The organism is Mesobacillus thioparans, from assembly GCF_965138835.1.
Classification (GTDB): Bacteria; Bacillota; Bacilli; order Bacillales; family Cytobacillaceae; genus Mesobacillus; species Mesobacillus thioparans.
In genome coordinates, this window is record NZ_CBCSFH010000001.1 from 568,022 (window position 1) to 585,720 (window position 17,699).

Consider the following 17,699-nt stretch of genomic DNA (forward strand, 5'->3'; position numbering starts at 1 on the left):
AGAAATAAATTACGAACAAACGTTCTAAAGTAATTGAATAAAGAACGAGTGTTCGGGTATAATATAATTAATAACTCAAAGGAGTGAAACACTTTGAATCTTCTTCTTGAAAAGTCCCTTGTCGAAAAAATTCCTGTGAATATGATTTATATGGCTGCAAATAAGCAAATTACTCAGCGGCGGATAATCGTAAGAGAAATCCATGAAGGTTTTTTTAAAGCATATTGTTTTCTCAGAAAGGCTGACCGTCTGTTCAAAAAAGAAAACATCCTATCTGTGATGCCAGACAAACAGAAGTTCCTTAAAAGCAGCTAAAAAAAAGAAGCCCTTGTAAAGGACTCCTTTCCATCATTCATTAATTGGCTGTATTTGGTTTGACAGTACTTTTATCCTTGATGAGGAACTGAAGCGCTACAAGCAGTACGAATAGACCAAGGCCGATTATATCTGTCATTCCCTCTGGATAGATCAGCATAATTCCACCTACGATTCCGACCACTCTCTCCCACCAATACAATTTACGCATCCAGAAACCGATTATGCCAGCACCGATTGCAAGCATCCCGGAAATCGCTGAAAATACTACCCAGATGAGGTAAGTCCAGGTTGTGTCGATCATCAGCAGCTGTGGAGACAATACAAACATGTAAGGTATGATGAACGCGGCAATTGCAAGCTTGGCCGAATTCACACCGGTACGCAACGGTTCCCCGCCTGAAACACCGGCTGCAGCAAAGGCTGCCAGCGCAACCGGAGGGGTGATATCGGCAATGATCCCGAAATAGAACACAAATAAGTGAGCAGAAAGATCCGGAACACCCAGTAAAATGATGGCCGGTGCCGCGATTGTCGAGGTGATGACATAGTTGGCCGTTGTCGGCGAACCCATCCCCAGAACGATGGCGGCAACCATTGTCAGCATCAGGGTTGGGATCAGGTACCCGCCTGAAAGATCAAGCAATCCATTTGCAAGCTTCAGTCCCAGGCCAGTTTTTGTTACCACTCCTACAATGATACCTGCAGCCGCAGTCGCTGCCGCAACTCCAAGCGCTGTTCGCGCACCATCTACAAGTGCATCAATGGCATCTTTAAATCCAATTCTTGTTTCTTTGCTGAATGCACTGACAACGATTGTAGACAGGATTGACCATAATGCAGCACGCATGATACTCATTCCGCTTACCATCAATAAGATGACAATCAGAATCGGCAACAGCAGATAAATCTTTTTCAGAACTTCTTTCCTGTCAGGCATTTCTTCATCGGTCAAGCCTCTCAGGCCGATCCTTTTGGCCTCAAAGTGTGTCATGATCCAAATGCCTGTGAAATATAACAAGGCAGGAATCGTAGCAGCCTTGGCGATATCCCAATATGTGATTCCGCCGCCAATGAATTCAACCATCAGGAATGCTGCCGCACCCATGATCGGCGGCATAAGTTGTCCCCCAGTTGAAGCAGCTGCCTCTACCGCACCAGCAAACTCTTTGCGATACCCTAGTTTTTTCATCATCGGAATCGTAAATGATCCTGATGTAACTACGTTTGCAACCGAGCTTCCGCTGATTGTCCCTTGAAGGGCGGATGAGAAAATCGCTACTTTCGCTGGTCCACCCGTACTCTTTCCGGCAACAGCAACAGCGAGATCATTGAAATATTGTCCTACACCCGTCTTGACGAGGAATGCACCGAACAACAGGAACAGGAAGATAAATGTTGATGAAACTCCAAGCGGTGTCCCTAAAATCCCTTCTGTAGTAAAGAACATCGTCTGTACAAGAGACTCCAGGTCCAGGCCCCGGTGGGCAAGGAACCCTGGCATATAAGGTCCATACAGGGCATAGACCATGAATAAAGCTGCGATGATCGTGATCGGCAATCCGACTGTCCTGCGAGTTGCCTCGAGAACAAGGAGGATTGCGGCCAATCCGATATAAAAGTCCATAGGTGTCAGTCGGCCAACACGGTTGACGAGTTCGTCAATCATCATTGGCCAATATGCGCCAATCGCAACGGCCACCACTGCTAATAGCAGATCATACCAAGCTACCTTTTTTGACCTGATATTTTTCTTGCTTGCCGGAAACAGCAAGAAAATCAGGGCGAGCGCAAATCCCAGGTGAATGGATCGCTGAAGCTGGGCTGTCAGCACACCGAAAATGGAGGTGTATAACTGGAATACCGAGAATGCAAGGAGGCCAAAGAAAACGATCCATCCCATTTTACCTGCCAGTTTTCTTGTTGCAGCCTCCGGGTCATATTTTTCCAGAAGCTCTTGTTGTTTTTCTTGAGATAAAATTTCTTCATTTGTCGTCAAGGATATTCACTCCTTCCAATTGCTTCAATAAACTAATTTTTTCAACTTTTATTCGTACCCTCGTACCTGGCTCGATTGCCTTCGACAGCGGGTACCATAAGTCACCATAAACCAGGGTATGATTAGCCCGCACCTGGCCAAGGCGGAGGTCAAACTGAGGAAATTCCCTGGCCATATTTTTAATGAAGTATTTCCCATCCTCTATTACGAATTTTTCACCGCTCGCAGCTTCAGATGGCATACCTATAGCAAAATCCTCATATTCAAGTTCATACTGGCGAATATGATCATCCTTCGTGATTTCATAGCTTTCAATCACATCTGATAAGTGGATTGAGTGCGTATATTTTATTTTAAACCGGTCCCCTGCGCTGATCGGTACATAGCAGAGTATATCATTATTTTCCGGTTGCAGAAAAACCAGAGCTTTTTTGAAAGGGATATTGATTGAGATAATTGCTAAAAAAATGATGAGGGTCAACAGAACGAAGATGTTTATTTTTAACTTGGATTTATTCATATTAATAGCCTCGCCTGTCCAATGTCTCTCCGATAAAGTACGTGTATACAAACAGTAAAAAATAGACCGGTTGGAAGTTCGGTCTATCCTGCCTGGGCCTTAACCCATGTGGTCGTCCTCTTCGGCTTTTCACTGTAAAAAAAAACCTATAAGTTGAAAAGATGAATTGACCGGGCAATGCCTTTGGGAGACACTGTCCGGTCATGTTCAATCCACTATTCTGCAGCCTTTACGCCTTTTTCATCATAGTACTTCTGTGCACCTGGGTGAACGTCGATTCCTACTCCGTTCAGTGCATTTTCAAGCTTGATTTGTTTTGCTTTTGCGTGCGTTACCTGATCAAGGTTCTCGAAAATCGATTTTGTGATATCGTAAACCACTTCATCAGACAGGTCAGCTTTTACGACTAACATCGCCAAAACTGCCACAGTCGGAACTTCTGAAGCCATTTTGTAAGTTCCAGATGGGACTGTTTCTTTTGCATAGTAAGGATACTTCTCAATCAATTTTTCAGCTTTGTCAGCATCGACTGGAACGATAACAACTTTTTCAGTTGCAGATAATTCTTCAACAGCTGCAGTTGGTGTTCCCGCTGTAACGAAAGCTGCATCAATATTGCCGTCTTTGATTCCGCTTACTGATTCATCAAAACTTAAGTCCTGCTTTTGGATATCTTTCAGAGAAAGACCGTAAACTTCAAGGATTTGTTCAGCATTCGCTGCTGTACCTGAACCAGGTGCACCGATTGATACTTTCTTGCCTTTCAGGTCTTCGACAGATTTGATGCCGGATTTTTCAGTTGTAACGATTTGGATTGTTTCAGGATATAGCGTACCGATTGCTTTAATATTATCGATTTTGTTTCCATCAAACATCAGCTTTCCTTCAGTTGCATAAGAAGCGATATCTGTTTGAGTGAAGGCGATTTCACCTTTTCCATCTTTAATGCTCTGCATGTTTTCAGCAGATGCACCAGTTGTTTCCGCATTTGTATCGATCCCTGTTGCATCAGACACAATCTTGGCAAATGATCCGCCAAGCGGGAAGTATGTACCACCCGTACCGCCAGTAAGGATGCTCATGAATTTAGGTTTTTCTTGTGATTTTCCTTCTCCGCCCTTTTCGTCAGAGCTGCTGCCGCAAGCTGATAGCACCATAGAAAGTACTAGCACAAGCGCAGTGAATAAAAGAAACTTTCTTTTTTTCATCAGAATTCCCCCTTTGATATATAATTGTTCACCATAATTCTACCATAAGACTTCACACAATTGTCAAACATGTTACTTGCTAACTACTCTCTTGTCTACTTAAATACTTTTCCTTAAAAGCTTTTTGAAAATACATATGCTAAAATCGTTTTGACGGTAAAAAAGAAAAATAGCAAATTAAAGGATTCGGAGGTAAATACATGGATTTTCCTATGGGTAAAATAGAAGAAATCACACTCCAAAGCAAGGAACTGGGTGAAGCAATCACAATGCTGGTATACCTGCCCGCCAATTATTCCCCATTGTATAAATATTCTTTGCTGATCGCACAGGACGGCCGCGATTACTTCCAATTGGGACGGATTGGCAGGATTGCAGATGAATTCCTCAGCAAAAAGGAAATTGAAAACATCATCATCGTTGGAATCCCCTATGATTCTGTCGAAGACCGGCGCCAAAAATACCATCCAAAAGGAGAACAGCACCAAGCCTATATCCGCTTCCTAGCTCATGAGCTTGTCCCTTATCTGGATGAACGCTATCCAACTTACCAGATGGGAATGGGCCGGGCATTGATCGGGGATTCCCTTGCAGCAACTGTTTCATTGCTGGCAGCACTCCAGTATCCGCACACCTTTGGGAAAGTACTGCTTCAATCACCATATGTAAATGAAGAAGTATTTTCAGCCGTCAAGAACTTCAGTCATCCTGAATTGCTGAATATATATCACACGGTTGGCGAACAGGAAACATTTGTTAAGACGTCATCATCCAAAAACAAGGATTTCCTCACGCCAAACAGGGAGCTCTCAAAAATATTCAATGATAAAGGATATGGCTATTTTTATGAAGAATTCCGCGGGGACCATACATGGACACATTGGCAGCCAGACCTCAAGCGGGCATTGAAAAGAATGTTTTCCTGATGAATGCTTCTTTATATTATATATTTCGAAAATTTGTTATAATGAATGGTAAATCATAATTTCGGTTTTCTTAACTGAACGAAATGCAACACTAAAATGAAACGGGGGTATTAAGATGAAATTCGGTATTGTCATTTTTCCATCAAAGAAAATCCAGGATTATGCTAATTCAATGAGAAGACGCTATGATCCACATTATGCATTAATTCCGCCACATATCACTTTGAAATCGCCATTCGAAGCGACAGAAGAGGAAATCAAGGAAATCGCCAATAAAATCGATTCGATTGCCAGGAATTTCAAACCAGTCAACGTAAACATCAAGAAGATTGGATCATTTAAACCCGTAAATAATGTCATATACCTGAAGGTTGAATCACCTGAAGAGTTAGACTCACTCCATAATGAACTTAATTCTGCCTTCGATGGAGATCAGGAGTATAACTTTGTGCCTCACATCACCATTGGGCAGAAAATGTCGGACGACGAGCACTCCGATGTCTATGGATCATTAAGAATGACGAAAGTCCAATTCGATGATACTGCCGACCGCATCCATTTGCTGTACCAGCTGGATAACGGTTCTTGGACAGTATATGAAACGTTCAGGCTTGGAAAGGAATAAATTATCGTGGAAGTAAAAATTGTAAACAGCGAACAAGAATTAGCAGACGCGTTTGAAGTACGCAAGACGGTTTTCATTCATGAGCAAAACGTACCTGAAGAAGAAGAAATCGATCAATTCGAATCGGACTCTGTCCATTTTGTCTTATATGATGATAACAGCAAGCCGGCAGGCGCTGGCAGGTTCCGTGTGTTGGATGGAGTCGGCAAGGTGGAGCGAATTTGTGTACTCAAAGGAAACCGCAAAACCGGCGCCGGTGTCGCTGTCATGAATAAAATAGAGGATTATGCCAGGTCTCATGGCATCAAAACCTTGAAGTTGAATGCACAGACACACGCCATTCCCTTTTACAGCAGGTTGGGCTATGAAACGGTTTCAGAGGAATTCATGGATGCAGGGATCCCACATAAGACAATGAAAAAATCCATATGATTCTAAAACCCCCATTCTGATTCGAATGGGGGTTTTCGTATAAAAAAAGCACTGCAGCTAGTTAAATTGACTCGCTGTAGTGCCTTCCCTTACCTGTTATTTCAGCATATGCCTGGCTGACAACCATTGGATTTACCTTTTTCTTATAAATTCTGTCCATTCCAGGGAGACTTGAATCGGATGCTGCCAGCTGCATGCGTGACACCGGCTGCTGCTCCTTCTGCTTCTGCAGGGGCGCTGTTTCTTGTTCTTGCTGTTTCTGTCCCTTCAGCACCGGATCTTCTTTCCGGATTCGATTAACACTATTAATCATAAACGGGTCATAATCCAATCCGATTTCCCGCTCAGCATATTGTATATATTGATAATTTGTCACTGGAAGAATGTATCCCATTTTTGATATCCCCCCATTTACGATTAGTATATTTCTTACTATAATCTTCTTCTCTTTTTCCCTGTTTATGACCGTTGCAAACTACTATTTAAAAAAATATTATCCTCTCGCTGGAATTATGATTATTACTGTACAGGCTTTATTTTTGATTCTGAAAACATCTTTTGTTAAAAATTCTATTCTGGTATGATAAAGATTGTGCTATTTTTTGGCCGGAGATGAGGGAAAACATGAAAACAGCTAAGTATAACCAGCAGCTAATCAGCCTTGACCAATATGATCGCAGTGATTATCAAAAGCTATATGATGACGGAAAAAAAGGAATGCTTGCATGTTCTGTATGCGGAAGCCCTGTCCGTCTTTATCTTGGCATTCAGGAACATCCGCATTTCTACCATCATCTTTCGGGAAAAGAAGATTGTCAGGAAGAAAGTTTGCCTGCACCATCGGCTCCGCAATCGGAGAAAACAGAATATATAGAGCGAAATGGATTTAAAATCCCAAAGTCCCGTTCCATTACAGCAGAGGCAGAAAAAGAAGATAAATTCATATTTCCACGGGAAGTCAAGGTAACCTCCCCTTTCACATCTCTCCCGCCGGTTACGCCGGGCATCAAGTTGGATTACATAAAACAGCTTAAACAGTCCGGTATCTATTTTGACGGGAATCAGGAAAAGGCGGTTGTGTCAACAGACGGACCATTATTGATTCTGGCCGGGGCGGGAAGCGGGAAGACAAGGGTTCTTACCGCGAGGACTGCCTTCATGCTTGAAGAACAAAACATAGATCCAGGTTCGATCATGCTTGTTACTTTTACGGCGAAAGCGGCCGCTGAGATGAAAAAGCGGATTGCCTATTATCCGAACATGTCGCCAGCTAAAGTTAACCGGCTGATATCCGGTACGTTCCACAGCATCTTCTACAGAATTCTTTGTTTTCATGAACGTGAGAAATGGTCATCGGACAAGCTGATGAAAAAGGAATGGCAGCGGGAACAGATCCTGAAGGAAGCTGGCAGAAAGATCCAGCTCGATGAAAAGGAATTTGCCTATGACCTCGCCCTCCAGCAGATCGGTCTATGGAAGAATACATTGATCATGCCTCATGAAGTTAAGCCGGAATCACCATGGGAAGAGAAGGTTGCGTTGCTGTATAAAGACTATGAATCTGCTAAGGACAGGCAAAAATTATTTGATTTTGATGACATGCTCATTGGATGCTATAAACTATTCATGGATCAGCCAGCCCTTCTGGAAATCTATCAGAATCGTTTTCAATATCTGTTAATCGATGAGTTCCAGGATATTAATAAAGTACAATATGAGCTAGTTAAGATGTTGTCAAACAAACACGGAAATGTATGTGCGGTTGGTGATGATGACCAGTCAATCTACTCTTTTAGGGGAAGTGACCCAGCCTACCTGCTGAACTTCAAGGCGGATTTTAAAAATACTGAAGTAATCATCCTGAACCAAAATTATCGTTCGCCTCACGAGATAGTCGAGACGGCCAACACACTGATTTCAGCTAATCTCAATCGTCATGAAAAAGAAATGCGTGCTCAATTTTCAGGTGAATGCCCGCCGGTCGTCTTCCATCCTTACGATGAAGAAGAAGAAGCGACGATGATCCTGACAGACATCAAAGAACGGATTGAACAGGGAGAGCGTCCAGGCGATTTTGCGATTTTATTCAGGACTAATGCTGCAAGCCGGGCGGTATTCGAGAGGCTGGCCAATTCAAGTCTGCCATTCCGGCTTGACCAGGATATCGAATCCTTCTATGAACGTTTCATGGTAAAAGGAATGCTCTCTTTTTTGCGGCTTAGTTTGAATCCCGATGATTCAGAAGCAATCAAGAATATCCTTCCTTCGCTTTTTTTGAAACAGGCTACCTTTCGGGATTTACAGGCAAACAGCATCCTGAATGATTGTTCCATGCTTGAAGCCCTCACTCACGTGAAAACTGGCTTCACCTTCCAGGAACAAAAGTTGAAGAAGCTGATCCCACTAGTCAGGTCCCTGTCAGCCCTGCCCCCTGTCGCTGCCATTGACATTGTGGAAAAGGACCTGGGTTATCAGGATTTCATAAAAAAACGCGGCAATGAAGGAAATCAGCTTGAAAAAGGTTCTGATGATGTACGTGACCTGAAAGTGGCAGCCCGAAACTTTACATCCGTTGCAGATTTCATTGAGCATGCTGACCATATAATCGCCATGAATGCTGAAATCAAACGGAGCAGTAAAACAATTTCTGACGCCATTACACTGAGTACCATCCACCGCTCCAAGGGCCTGGAGTTCAAAAATGTCTATATAATCGGAACAGTGGACGGAAGCATTCCGCATGATTATGCTTTGGATGCATACCGGAATGGAGACCGCCAGCCCCTTGAAGAAGAGAGGCGCCTGCTTTATGTAGCGGTTACAAGGGCAGAAAAAAGGCTGTTCATTTCCGTCCCGCATCGGAGACGGGGCAGGAAAGCCAGCCCTTCCCGTTTCCTCGGCAGAATTTAAAGCCTTGCTTGTTGAAAGCCAGGCAATTTAAGTGTGAGACCAGCCTTTTATGTACTTGCTCTATTAAATAAGAAAAATGCCAAATCAGGACCTGGGGATCGAAACTCAGGTCCTGATTTGGCATTCAAGAATGTGATCATTTTTTGTTGATCATCTTGGAAATCTGGCTGAAGTCCAGCTGCTTCCCATCCTTTACGATAGACTCAACAATCTTGTCTTCCATTTCCTTGTTCACAGGCTTGTTGGCCAATTGAGACACGCGGCGGATTACCCCTCTTACAGTTTTCTCATCTTTAAAGTTCGCATTTTGTAATGAATTAGCCAGCTCAAATACATCCTTCATATTGACGCCAGTCTTCTTTTCTATATTCTTGAAAAAATTATTATCCATATAAAATCACGCCTCCTTCTTTAACTACTCTATAGTATGAAGGAAGCCAAAAATGGTGAAAGCGAATGAGCGAATCATTTATTTGCCCTTAACAGCAAAAGCTGTTCCGACGCGGAACAGCTTTCGCCATTGTTTTTAATTAGTTGCAGAAGCTTGCTCCTACAATAATCAACAAAATGAATAAAACGACGATCAATACGAATGTGGAGCCGTAATAACCGCCACCGCCGTAGCCGCCGCCGTAACCGCCGCCACAAAAGCCGCCAAAACCGTAGCCCATTCTTCTTCACCTCACTTTTGATTACTCATTAACAATATATGAGAGGTGTTTGGGATTTGTATGGGCGAGCCCCTACCCAATTTTGCAGAACAGGATTACACCTGGTCAAATTCTGGAAAATAGGAAGTTGGATTCTCATCGTAGAGATCTATACTGATATCTCCTTTTATGTCGATTTCCGCATAAAAAACTTCTTCTTGTTCATAGCCTTGCTCTTTAATCCTTTTCAAAAGCTGTTCTTTATTTACTTTTGCCTTCTGAAGATTCTCCTCAATAATTTCCCCGTCCATGATCAAGGATACCGGAACATTGTCATCCCCTTTAATGTGGATGATGTCCTCATACTTCAATGGTTGTTTTTCCTTTTTTAACAGGACACTCAGTTCTCCATTTGAATCAAGTGATGCGAACTCTACATCCGCTACTTTAAAAACACTTTTCTTGCGGAGCTGCTCCAGCAGTTCATCAAGGCTGTATTTTTCGTTGCGCATATTTTTTTCAATGATATTGCCATGTTCAATGAAGGTTGTCGACTTACCCTCCACAATCCTGCGAAAAGCCCTGCTTCTCAAGGAAATCAATGAAATGACGAACGGGATAAATGACCATACTATCAGGCTTGTAATCCCATCCCTTAGACTCAGGCCTGGGTCCATTGCCAAAGTACCGGCAATATCCCCGACAGTAATCCCTACAATATATTCAAAAAATGACAGGCTAGATAACTGCTTTTTGCCAAGAAGCTTAGTAATGATGAATAGACCAATGATCAATAAGATGGACCTTATTATTGTACTTAAGATATCCGGCATTGGATCATCCCTTACACCAAATAGAATCAGCCTTTAGGTTTAAAAATCAGCGCCCCGATAAAACCGAAGATGACAGCAGCCGATATACCAGAGCTTGTAATTTCGAACATTCCAGTCAAAACACCAACCAGCCCATGCTGCTCAGCTTCCTGTAACGCACCGTGAACGAGCGAGTTTCCGAAGCTGGTGATTGGAATGGTAGCACCTGCTCCTGCAAAGTCAATTAAAGGCTCATATAGTCCAAAGCCATCAAGGATTGCTCCAATCACTACTAGCAAACTCATCGTATGGCCAGGTGTCAATTTTCCGATATCGAACAGCAGCTGTCCAAACAAACAAATCAAACCTCCGACAACAAAAGCCCAGAAAAACATTGGCAGCAATTCAATTCCTCCTTTCTATTTCATTTCAATCGCTACAGCATGAGCAATACAAGGTATTGTTTCATTCTGCTGGAATGAAAGGGGCGAAAGCAATGCTCCTGTAGCTACAACAAGTATCTTCCTATAGATGCCATTTTTCATTTGGTTCAATAAGTGGCCATACAAGACGGAAGCTGAGCAGCCGGCACCACTGCCGCCAGACTGAACAGGCTGATCCTCTTTGTAGATCAACAGTCCGCAATCCTGAAACTGCTCTCTCGTTATGCCAAGCCCAGCCTGCTGCAACAGGTCGTATGTAGTAGCCTGGCCAATCCTTCCGAGATCGCCCGTGACGATTAAATCGTAATAGGACGGCTGACGATTTAAATCCTTGAAATGGTTGATGATCGTATCAGCAGCTGCTGGGGCCATTGCTCCCCCCATATTAAACGGATCCGATAATCCCATATCGATTACCTTGCCGATAGTAGCCGATGTGGTGACAATTTTCCCGCGTTTATCCGAGTTATCTGTCAAAACTGCCGCACCGGCACCTGTGACTGTCCACTGTGCAGTCGGAGGCTTTTGTCCGCCATATTCAGTCGGGTACCTGAATTGTTTTTCCGCCGCGGAATTGTGGCTGGATGCACCTGTTACCACCTTCTGTGCTCCCTGATAGTTGATGATAAAAGATGCAAGCGCGAGTCCCTCCATTGAGGTGGAACATGCCCCAAAGAGCCCGAAATATGGAATCGCCATTGTTCTTGCGGCAAAGCTCGTGGGTGTGATTTGGTTAATCAGATCACCGGCGAGCATGAATTGCATATCTTCTTTTTGGAATTCTCCTTTTTGCAAAGCTGATTTGATTGCCTCTTCAAGCAAGACTCGATGAGCTTTCTCATAAGATTCCTCCCCCATCCATAAATCTTCATGAAGGACATCGAAATCTGCTGCAAGCTTTCCTTCTGCCTCAAAGGGCCCCCCAGAATTGCCCCACGATTCAATGACCGGGTTATTGTTGAATTGCCATGACTGCTTTCCAGTCAACATTTAAATCACCCCCATCATTGTCAATAAAGTCTTGATCAGCGCAACGACAAAGGCCGCAAAGACGCCGAACAATATGACGCTCCCGGCAAGCTTGAACATATTTCCCCCAACACCAAGGACAAATCCTTCCGTTCGGTGTTCTATCGCTGCCGATATTACCGAGTTCCCGAATCCAGTGACCGGAACTGCACTGCCTGCACCGGCAAACTGACCGATACGGTCGTAAACTCCGAAGCCTGTCAAAAGCATCGAGATGAAAATCATTGTAGCCACCGTCGGATTCCCGGCTGTCTGTTCGGTAAAATTAAAGAAGTAAATATAAAAATAAGTGATCGCTTGTCCAATTACGCAGATCAGTCCGCCGACCAAAAAAGCCTTGATGCAATTCTTCAATACCGGCCGCTTGAGCTCGTGCTTCTGTTCAAGCTGCTGGTATTGCTGCTGTTCCGGAGTCATCTTCTGATTCTTTTTATCCCCCATCACACCCATCCTTTCTTAAGTCATTTCTTTTTTCAGTGAAATAATCCGCTGGAGCTCCTTTTCGGCTTTCTTATCAGGATAGGCCGGATCTTTCATTCTTTCACGCAGCTCGACCGCCTCAATAAAAATCTTGAAGTCACTCGATACGATGAAATTTTCACCAGGATAGTTTTTTTCCAGCATCTTATTGATTTCCTTTTCTATCGCCTTCATGTGGAACCGCTCCATGTGCTTTACTTTATAGGCAACAAGCGTATCATCTTTCCCGGCGATGACGGCGACATCGAAAATTTCATCGAGACCAGCTATATCTTTTTTAACTCTCGCAGCGAGTTCGAGATCCTTATCCTCAAGATCATTGGTCGCTCCCGGATCAGGATTGACCGACTGGATCATCGAAGCCCTGCTTTCTGGAGATGTCTTACCGAAGGAAGAGCATCCCGCAATACCGGTTACAAACATTCCCAGCACTGCAATCATTTTTATTTTCTGTTTAATATTCATCGGTAACCCCTTTCTATGCAGTATCTGATTGGTTAAAATTATTTTCCACGTCCAAAACCTAATTTATGAATTTTTTATTGCGGGTTTTATTTCCATATGATCGTAAAAATACAAAAATCGCCTGCCAGTAGGTGGCAGACGATAACTTTACGCTTGCTTTCTCTTTTTGCCGCAGCCACAGCCGCGTTTTTTGCGTCTCCTGCGGGTTGTGTCTGTTTTATCTTGATTGCTTGTCGAACTTTGTTGGCTATCCGTTTTTTGTTTTTCCTCCATGATGACAACCCCTTCATTTAGAGTCCATATGATAGCTTATGAACAAGTATCCTCAGGGGTTCTGGACGGAGTCACTAATTCCTGCTGGTTAATCTTTAATAAAGACATGCTGGATTAATGAGGCAATTCCCGCAATGGCTAATATCGTGGTCACCGGCATCGCGACTGCTGGATATAACTCATATCCCACATACAAGATTGCCGCTGCCCAAATGCCTGTGCACCAATGACAGCTTAACAGCTCACCGATCCAATATCTCAAACCCACCCCTTTTATCTCTATATAGGTTTCCGTACTCCCATCCTCGAGTGTTTCCGTCACATTTTCATGGAATGGCTTACGGAGAAATTCAGTAATCAGATCATATACGATCAGCCGCGTCAAACGGAAGCTCGCCATCCCCAAAAGAAACAAATCCAGCCAACTCTCCACATTCTCACCCACCTGTATTATTTGGTTTCCATACAGCTTATGCTGGGCAATTCCCTATGGATAGGCACGTGCCTGTCCGCTATTTTCATAATTTTTGTTGCAAAGTGATGAAAATTAGACAAACACCCACACAATTAAGGGGGCAATTCATATTCTATTAAGGACAAAAGGTCATATCAACAAAAAGGAGATGAACTTATTATGGGTTGCAAAAATAAGAAACATGATGGCGATAACTGTGTGTGCGAAGTGCTAAGGGCAGTTGCTGATGCACAGGATGAAGTGGATGTAGACAACGATTGTGATGTCAGCTGTCATAAGTCTATCCAGGAATTGCTTGCAGGTGCACAAACTCCTACGACAGATTTGGATACAATCCCGTTAATTCTGTATTGCGGTGACTGTGCACCGTTCGAAGGATTTGGAACTCGCATCCGCACAACTGGCGGCGGACCACAAAGACTTGACTGCTTCCGCTCATTCTTCTTCCGTGTAACTTCTGTGGATGATAACTGCTGCGCTAAACTTGAGCTGCTGGCCACACGCGGTGACGAAGGAGGAGGCTTCGACACTCCTTGTGAGCAAATCCAGACTGGCGGAGCAAGAAACGAATTCTTCAGGACTGGAATCTGCCTGACTGTAGACTTGGATTGCTTCTGTGCAGTCACATGTCTGGACCCGGTTGCTGCTTCACCACTTTCCAGCCTTCCTGGTACTGCACAATAAGCCATAAGCTGTAAAATCAGGCTTACCTTAAATGGTAAGCCTATTTTTATAACCCAATCCTTTTGATGTCGATTAAGTCTTCTTTAGGGATACCGACACTTTTCTTTCTTGAAGTTACAGAATGTATGAACAATATGTCTCCTTTTAATTCCAAAAAGTAACCTTTATATTTCCTTTCGACTGTAACGAATTCGTATTTCACCTTCGCTACAGATGAAGGGACAAGCTTTAAATGCTTGATTTTTTCCTCCAGTGTATAATCATTGAAACTTCTTTTCCCTGAGACCTTGGATTGGTCAGTTTTAATGTTTTCTTCTTCTTCTGCTAGGTGGTTGACTTCCTCTTTAGAGGATTCCATTGCTTCAACATTCATTTCATCATTTACTGGGTTATTATCCTGGTCTAGCAGAACTTCAGACGTTTCGGGTTCACTTTTAATACTATAATTCTTTTGCATATCGGGTTGGGGCAGATCAATAACAGGCTGATTGATGTAAAACAAAGGAGATTGCTTACGATTCCGCTTTCTTCCCATTTACGGCACCTCCAAAACTTCGCTCACCATATATGTATGCGGCCGCCCAGGATAGGTGCCGGAATCGTTTATGGCTTTGGTTGAAAGGAGTCATAAATCGAGGAAAAAAATAAGGCCCGCTCAGGTTGCGGGCCATGTGTTTCTATAAAATATGGAATCCAGAATCGACATGGATGTTCTCGCCAGTGATGCCGCGTGACATGTCGCTGAAAAGGAATACAGCGGTATCGCCTACTTCTTCCGGAGTAGTATTGCGTCGAAGCGGAGCTTTCTCCTCGATCTCCTTCAAAATAGAGTTGAAATCACTTACACCCTTAGCAGACAAAGTGCGGATAGGGCCAGCTGAAATCGAATTCACACGGATATTATGCTTTCCTAAATCGGCAGCAAGATAGCGGACACTTGCATCAAGTGAGGCCTTTGCCACTCCCATGACATTGTAGTTCTGGATCGCGCGCTCGCCGCCAAGATAAGTTAAGGTCACGATGCTTCCACCTTCTGCCATCAGCTCCTTCGCTTCCTTGGCAACAGCAGTAAGTGAATAAGCACTGATATTATGAGCCAGCAGGAAACCATCGCGGGTCACATTCAAATAGTCACCCTGCAGCTCTTCCTTGTTTGCGAATGCGATACAGTGGGCAACCCCGTAAATCGATCCTGCTGCTTCCTTGATTTCTTTAAAACATTTAGCTACATCTTCATCACTTGTTACGTCGCATGGCAAAACCAAATAGTTCTTATCAAGTGATTCTGCTAATTCGCGGACACTTTTTTCAAGACGTTCACCAGCATAAGTGAAAATCAAATTCGCACCGGCATTGTGGAGAGATTGAGCAATGCCCCAGGCGATGCTTCTTTTATTGGCTACACCCATTACTACATATGTTTTACCGTTCAATGAAAGAGTCATGTTTAAAATATCCCCCTGTTAATACAAGTTATTAGTACCTAGTGCTAATTCTACACCATATTTATTCATTTGAAAAGAAAAACCCGCCTGGATGGCGGGTTTAGTTTCAAATCAGCACCAAAAACAGAATTCCAGTTCTCTTTTCAGTTCATCTACATATTCTTTTGAACCTGTGACAATCAACCTGTCATTCAGTCTAAGTTCAGTATCCCCATGAGGCACAATCGAATCGTTTTCACGCAGGATCCGTACAAAGATGACATCTCCCGTAAACGGGAACCTTCTGAGGGTCATACCATCAAAATGATCATTCAGCATCCTGATTTCATGCAGCGAATTCTCCTGATGGGTCAGGATGGTCATGACACCTGGTGATTCAATCATCGCACGCAATAGTGACTCTGTTGAACGAAGGACCGAAAATATTTCGATTCCTTCTTCCTGTGCTTTTTCTGCAAGATCCGGACTTTCAATTCTCGCAATGACACGTTCAACTCCGCGTTCTTTCGCACTGACCGCGATAGTTGCGTTAAGATCTGGATCCCCGGTGGATATGACAATGATATCCGCTTCATATACTTCAGCTTTTTCAAGAGTTTCGATTTCATAGTTCTCTATCTCAACGATCTCAAATACTGTGTCCGCCAGTTTTTCCGCTTTATCCTGCTTTGTATGGAAGATGACCGGCTCATATAAGGAAGATTGCAGTGCCCTTGAGACCGGGAGTGTCATCTGATTAGCCCCAATGAAAGCCACCTTGACTTTAACTTCCTCTGATGTTTCCTGCGGGAACAACTTTTTGAACAAAATTGGCGTCAGCACACTGGAGATGACTGCCACAAGGATCAATGTTCCACTCATTTCCGGAGTGATCATCTCCATCCTTTCACCTATAGTTGCCGCAGCAATCACGAGGGACAATGTGGAAGTCAACAGGAATCCCGCGGCGAGGACCGTTTTCGTGTCGTACCATTTTTTCAAAAGATAGACCGGGACCATTTTTGACAAGAATAAGGCCAAGAGAAGCAGCGGTATGAGTAATAATAGCTTTTTCTCACTGAACAATGACCATAAGTCCAGGTCTACCCCAACCATTACGAAGAAAATCGGAATCAGGAAGCCATAGCCAAATGAGTCAAGTTTGTGGACCATTTCCTGGTCTGGAGCCAGCAGGGAAACAAGGACACCTGCGAGAAATGCGCCAAGGATATTTTCCGCGCCAACTGTTTCTGAGATGGCAACCAGCAGGATGATCAAGGCAAAGACTGCACGGGTGCCAATCTGCGTGGTACCAGTCGACAATGCATTGATGAAGGTCCGATTTTTAAAGGATCGGCCGATAAAATAAAGTGCTACGCCAGCGCCAAAAAGAACAAGCAGCAGCCATGTATTTCCACCGCCAGTATCATAAATGGAAACAAAGACAGCAAGCAGGATCATCGTTGCAAGGTCCGCAATGACTGCAACCAATAAAATGACCTGCCCTATATTCGTTTTCATCAAATGTGCATCCTTCAGCGTAGGAACAACGACACCAAGAGAGATTGTCGAGATAATCAGTGTCATCAGGAATACGTTCTCAATGAACCCAGCCAGGACGAATAAATAAGACAATCCAAGCGAAGCAATGAAAATCCCAACAAATATGACCGAAGCCACGACAAATGTATTTGGTTCTTTTTTGCTGTTGGCTTTTGAATTGCGTTTCTTTTTCCCCCCTGAAAAAGCAGTGAAGTCAATTTCCAACCCACTCAGGAACATCAGGAACAAGAATCCCAGTGTTGACAGGGTGCTGAGCCATGCATCTTCATGGACAATATTGAATCCGCTTTTTCCGATGATTAAACCCATGATGATCTCAGCAACAACGACAGGTATAAAACTCAATTTCAAGCGGTGCAAAATAATAGGTGTTAAAAATGCAACAATAATGACGATTACGAGCGATGTAATCGAAGCATGCTGTTCCATCCTCATCCCCCCTTTATATAGTGGAATTAACCGCAAA

The 17,699-nt window shown here is 43.5% G+C and carries 21 protein-coding genes; 5 read left to right on the plus strand and 16 right to left on the minus strand.

Annotated elements, in window-relative coordinates; translation table 11 throughout:
- Window positions 1-355 precede the first annotated feature (355 nt).
- The 3 genes from ACNAZ4_RS02925 to ACNAZ4_RS02935 all read right to left on the minus strand — a co-directional run bounded on the left by ACNAZ4_RS02925 (window position 356) and on the right by ACNAZ4_RS02935 (window position 4,042).
- The gene (locus ACNAZ4_RS02925; RefSeq protein ID WP_415812683.1) at window positions 356-2,314 is read right to left on the minus strand and encodes a TRAP transporter permease; all 1,959 of its coding nucleotides are present in this window, start codon (window positions 2,312-2,314) and stop codon (window positions 356-358) included.
- Window positions 2,301-2,834 carry a DUF1850 domain-containing protein gene (locus ACNAZ4_RS02930; RefSeq protein WP_415812684.1) on the minus strand — a complete coding sequence of 178 codons (534 nt, stop codon included), beginning with the start codon at window positions 2,832-2,834 and terminating at the stop codon, window positions 2,301-2,303. The genes ACNAZ4_RS02925 and ACNAZ4_RS02930 overlap by 14 nt, the downstream gene beginning before the upstream one ends.
- 215 nt (window positions 2,835-3,049) lie before the next feature.
- Window positions 3,050-4,042 carry a TAXI family TRAP transporter solute-binding subunit gene (locus tag ACNAZ4_RS02935; protein WP_415812685.1) on the minus strand — a complete coding sequence of 331 codons (993 nt, stop codon included), beginning with the start codon at window positions 4,040-4,042 and terminating at the stop codon, window positions 3,050-3,052.
- 200 nt (window positions 4,043-4,242) lie between these two features.
- Between ACNAZ4_RS02935 and ACNAZ4_RS02940 the strand changes: the two genes are divergently transcribed.
- The 3 genes from ACNAZ4_RS02940 to ACNAZ4_RS02950 all read left to right on the plus strand — a co-directional run bounded on the left by ACNAZ4_RS02940 (window position 4,243) and on the right by ACNAZ4_RS02950 (window position 6,025).
- On the plus strand, window positions 4,243-4,968 hold the full coding sequence (locus ACNAZ4_RS02940) for an alpha/beta hydrolase (RefSeq protein ID WP_415812686.1): 726 nt from the start codon (window positions 4,243-4,245) through the stop codon (window positions 4,966-4,968).
- A gap of 115 nt (window positions 4,969-5,083) precedes the next feature.
- A complete protein-coding gene (locus ACNAZ4_RS02945; protein WP_415812687.1) occupies window positions 5,084-5,593 on the plus strand; it encodes a YjcG family protein in 510 nt (169 codons plus the stop codon).
- Between the two features lie 6 nt (window positions 5,594-5,599).
- Complete coding sequence (locus ACNAZ4_RS02950; protein WP_415812688.1) at window positions 5,600-6,025, plus strand: GNAT family N-acetyltransferase; 426 nt, start codon at window positions 5,600-5,602, stop codon at window positions 6,023-6,025.
- Window positions 6,026-6,086: 61 nt separating this feature from the next.
- Here ACNAZ4_RS02950 and ACNAZ4_RS02955 read toward each other — a convergent pair whose 3' ends face one another.
- On the minus strand, window positions 6,087-6,419 hold the full coding sequence (locus tag ACNAZ4_RS02955) for a hypothetical protein (protein ID WP_415812689.1): 333 nt from the start codon (window positions 6,417-6,419) through the stop codon (window positions 6,087-6,089).
- A gap of 230 nt (window positions 6,420-6,649) precedes the next feature.
- Here ACNAZ4_RS02955 and ACNAZ4_RS02960 point away from each other — a divergent pair, with 230 nt between their 5' ends.
- On the plus strand, window positions 6,650-8,935 hold the full coding sequence (locus ACNAZ4_RS02960) for a UvrD-helicase domain-containing protein (RefSeq protein ID WP_415812690.1): 2,286 nt from the start codon (window positions 6,650-6,652) through the stop codon (window positions 8,933-8,935).
- A 136-nt stretch (window positions 8,936-9,071) separates the two neighbouring features.
- Here the strand turns inward: ACNAZ4_RS02960 and spoVIF are convergent, their stop codons facing one another.
- From spoVIF to ACNAZ4_RS03005, 9 genes are all read right to left on the minus strand, one after another.
- Window positions 9,072-9,326, minus strand: a complete 255-nt coding sequence (gene spoVIF, locus ACNAZ4_RS02965) for a sporulation-specific transcription regulator SpoVIF (RefSeq protein WP_144474590.1) — start codon at window positions 9,324-9,326, stop codon at window positions 9,072-9,074.
- Window positions 9,327-9,465: 139 nt separating this feature from the next.
- Window positions 9,466-9,606 carry a YjcZ family sporulation protein gene (locus tag ACNAZ4_RS02970; RefSeq protein ID WP_415812691.1) on the minus strand — a complete coding sequence of 47 codons (141 nt, stop codon included), beginning with the start codon at window positions 9,604-9,606 and terminating at the stop codon, window positions 9,466-9,468.
- A 95-nt stretch (window positions 9,607-9,701) separates the two neighbouring features.
- On the minus strand, window positions 9,702-10,418 hold the full coding sequence (locus ACNAZ4_RS02975) for a DUF421 domain-containing protein (RefSeq protein WP_415812692.1): 717 nt from the start codon (window positions 10,416-10,418) through the stop codon (window positions 9,702-9,704).
- Window positions 10,419-10,444: 26 nt separating this feature from the next.
- Window positions 10,445-10,801: a stage V sporulation protein AE gene (gene spoVAE, locus ACNAZ4_RS02980; RefSeq protein WP_415812693.1), complete on the minus strand. Its 357-nt coding sequence runs from the start codon at window positions 10,799-10,801 to the stop codon at window positions 10,445-10,447.
- 15 nt (window positions 10,802-10,816) lie between these two features.
- Entirely contained in the window at window positions 10,817-11,830 is a 1,014-nt protein-coding gene (spoVAD, locus tag ACNAZ4_RS02985) for a stage V sporulation protein AD (RefSeq protein WP_415812694.1), read from the minus strand.
- Window positions 11,831-12,310, minus strand: a complete 480-nt coding sequence (spoVAC, locus tag ACNAZ4_RS02990) for a stage V sporulation protein AC (protein ID WP_415812695.1) — start codon at window positions 12,308-12,310, stop codon at window positions 11,831-11,833. It abuts the gene before it with no gap.
- 15 nt (window positions 12,311-12,325) lie between these two features.
- Window positions 12,326-12,814: a YhcN/YlaJ family sporulation lipoprotein gene (locus ACNAZ4_RS02995; RefSeq protein ID WP_415812696.1), complete on the minus strand. Its 489-nt coding sequence runs from the start codon at window positions 12,812-12,814 to the stop codon at window positions 12,326-12,328.
- Window positions 12,815-12,961: 147 nt separating this feature from the next.
- The gene (locus ACNAZ4_RS03000) at window positions 12,962-13,087 is read right to left on the minus strand and encodes a hypothetical protein (protein ID WP_415812697.1); all 126 of its coding nucleotides are present in this window, start codon (window positions 13,085-13,087) and stop codon (window positions 12,962-12,964) included.
- Window positions 13,088-13,175: 88 nt separating this feature from the next.
- On the minus strand, window positions 13,176-13,487 hold the full coding sequence (locus ACNAZ4_RS03005) for a DUF1360 domain-containing protein (protein WP_415812996.1): 312 nt from the start codon (window positions 13,485-13,487) through the stop codon (window positions 13,176-13,178).
- A 234-nt stretch (window positions 13,488-13,721) separates the two neighbouring features.
- On the opposite strand from ACNAZ4_RS03005, the gene ACNAZ4_RS03010 reads away from it, so the two are divergent.
- Entirely contained in the window at window positions 13,722-14,246 is a 525-nt protein-coding gene (locus ACNAZ4_RS03010) for a CotY/CotZ family spore coat protein (RefSeq protein ID WP_415812698.1), read from the plus strand.
- A gap of 46 nt (window positions 14,247-14,292) precedes the next feature.
- Here the strand turns inward: ACNAZ4_RS03010 and ACNAZ4_RS03015 are convergent, their stop codons facing one another.
- The 3 genes from ACNAZ4_RS03015 to ACNAZ4_RS03025 all read right to left on the minus strand — a co-directional run bounded on the left by ACNAZ4_RS03015 (window position 14,293) and on the right by ACNAZ4_RS03025 (window position 17,662).
- Complete coding sequence (locus ACNAZ4_RS03015; RefSeq protein WP_415812699.1) at window positions 14,293-14,781, minus strand: CotO family spore coat protein; 489 nt, start codon at window positions 14,779-14,781, stop codon at window positions 14,293-14,295.
- A gap of 142 nt (window positions 14,782-14,923) precedes the next feature.
- On the minus strand, window positions 14,924-15,691 hold the full coding sequence (fabI, locus tag ACNAZ4_RS03020; RefSeq protein ID WP_415812700.1) for an enoyl-ACP reductase FabI: 768 nt from the start codon (window positions 15,689-15,691) through the stop codon (window positions 14,924-14,926).
- Window positions 15,692-15,802: 111 nt separating this feature from the next.
- Complete coding sequence (locus ACNAZ4_RS03025; RefSeq protein ID WP_415812701.1) at window positions 15,803-17,662, minus strand: monovalent cation:proton antiporter family protein; 1,860 nt, start codon at window positions 17,660-17,662, stop codon at window positions 15,803-15,805.
- Window positions 17,663-17,699: the final 37 nt, after the last annotated feature.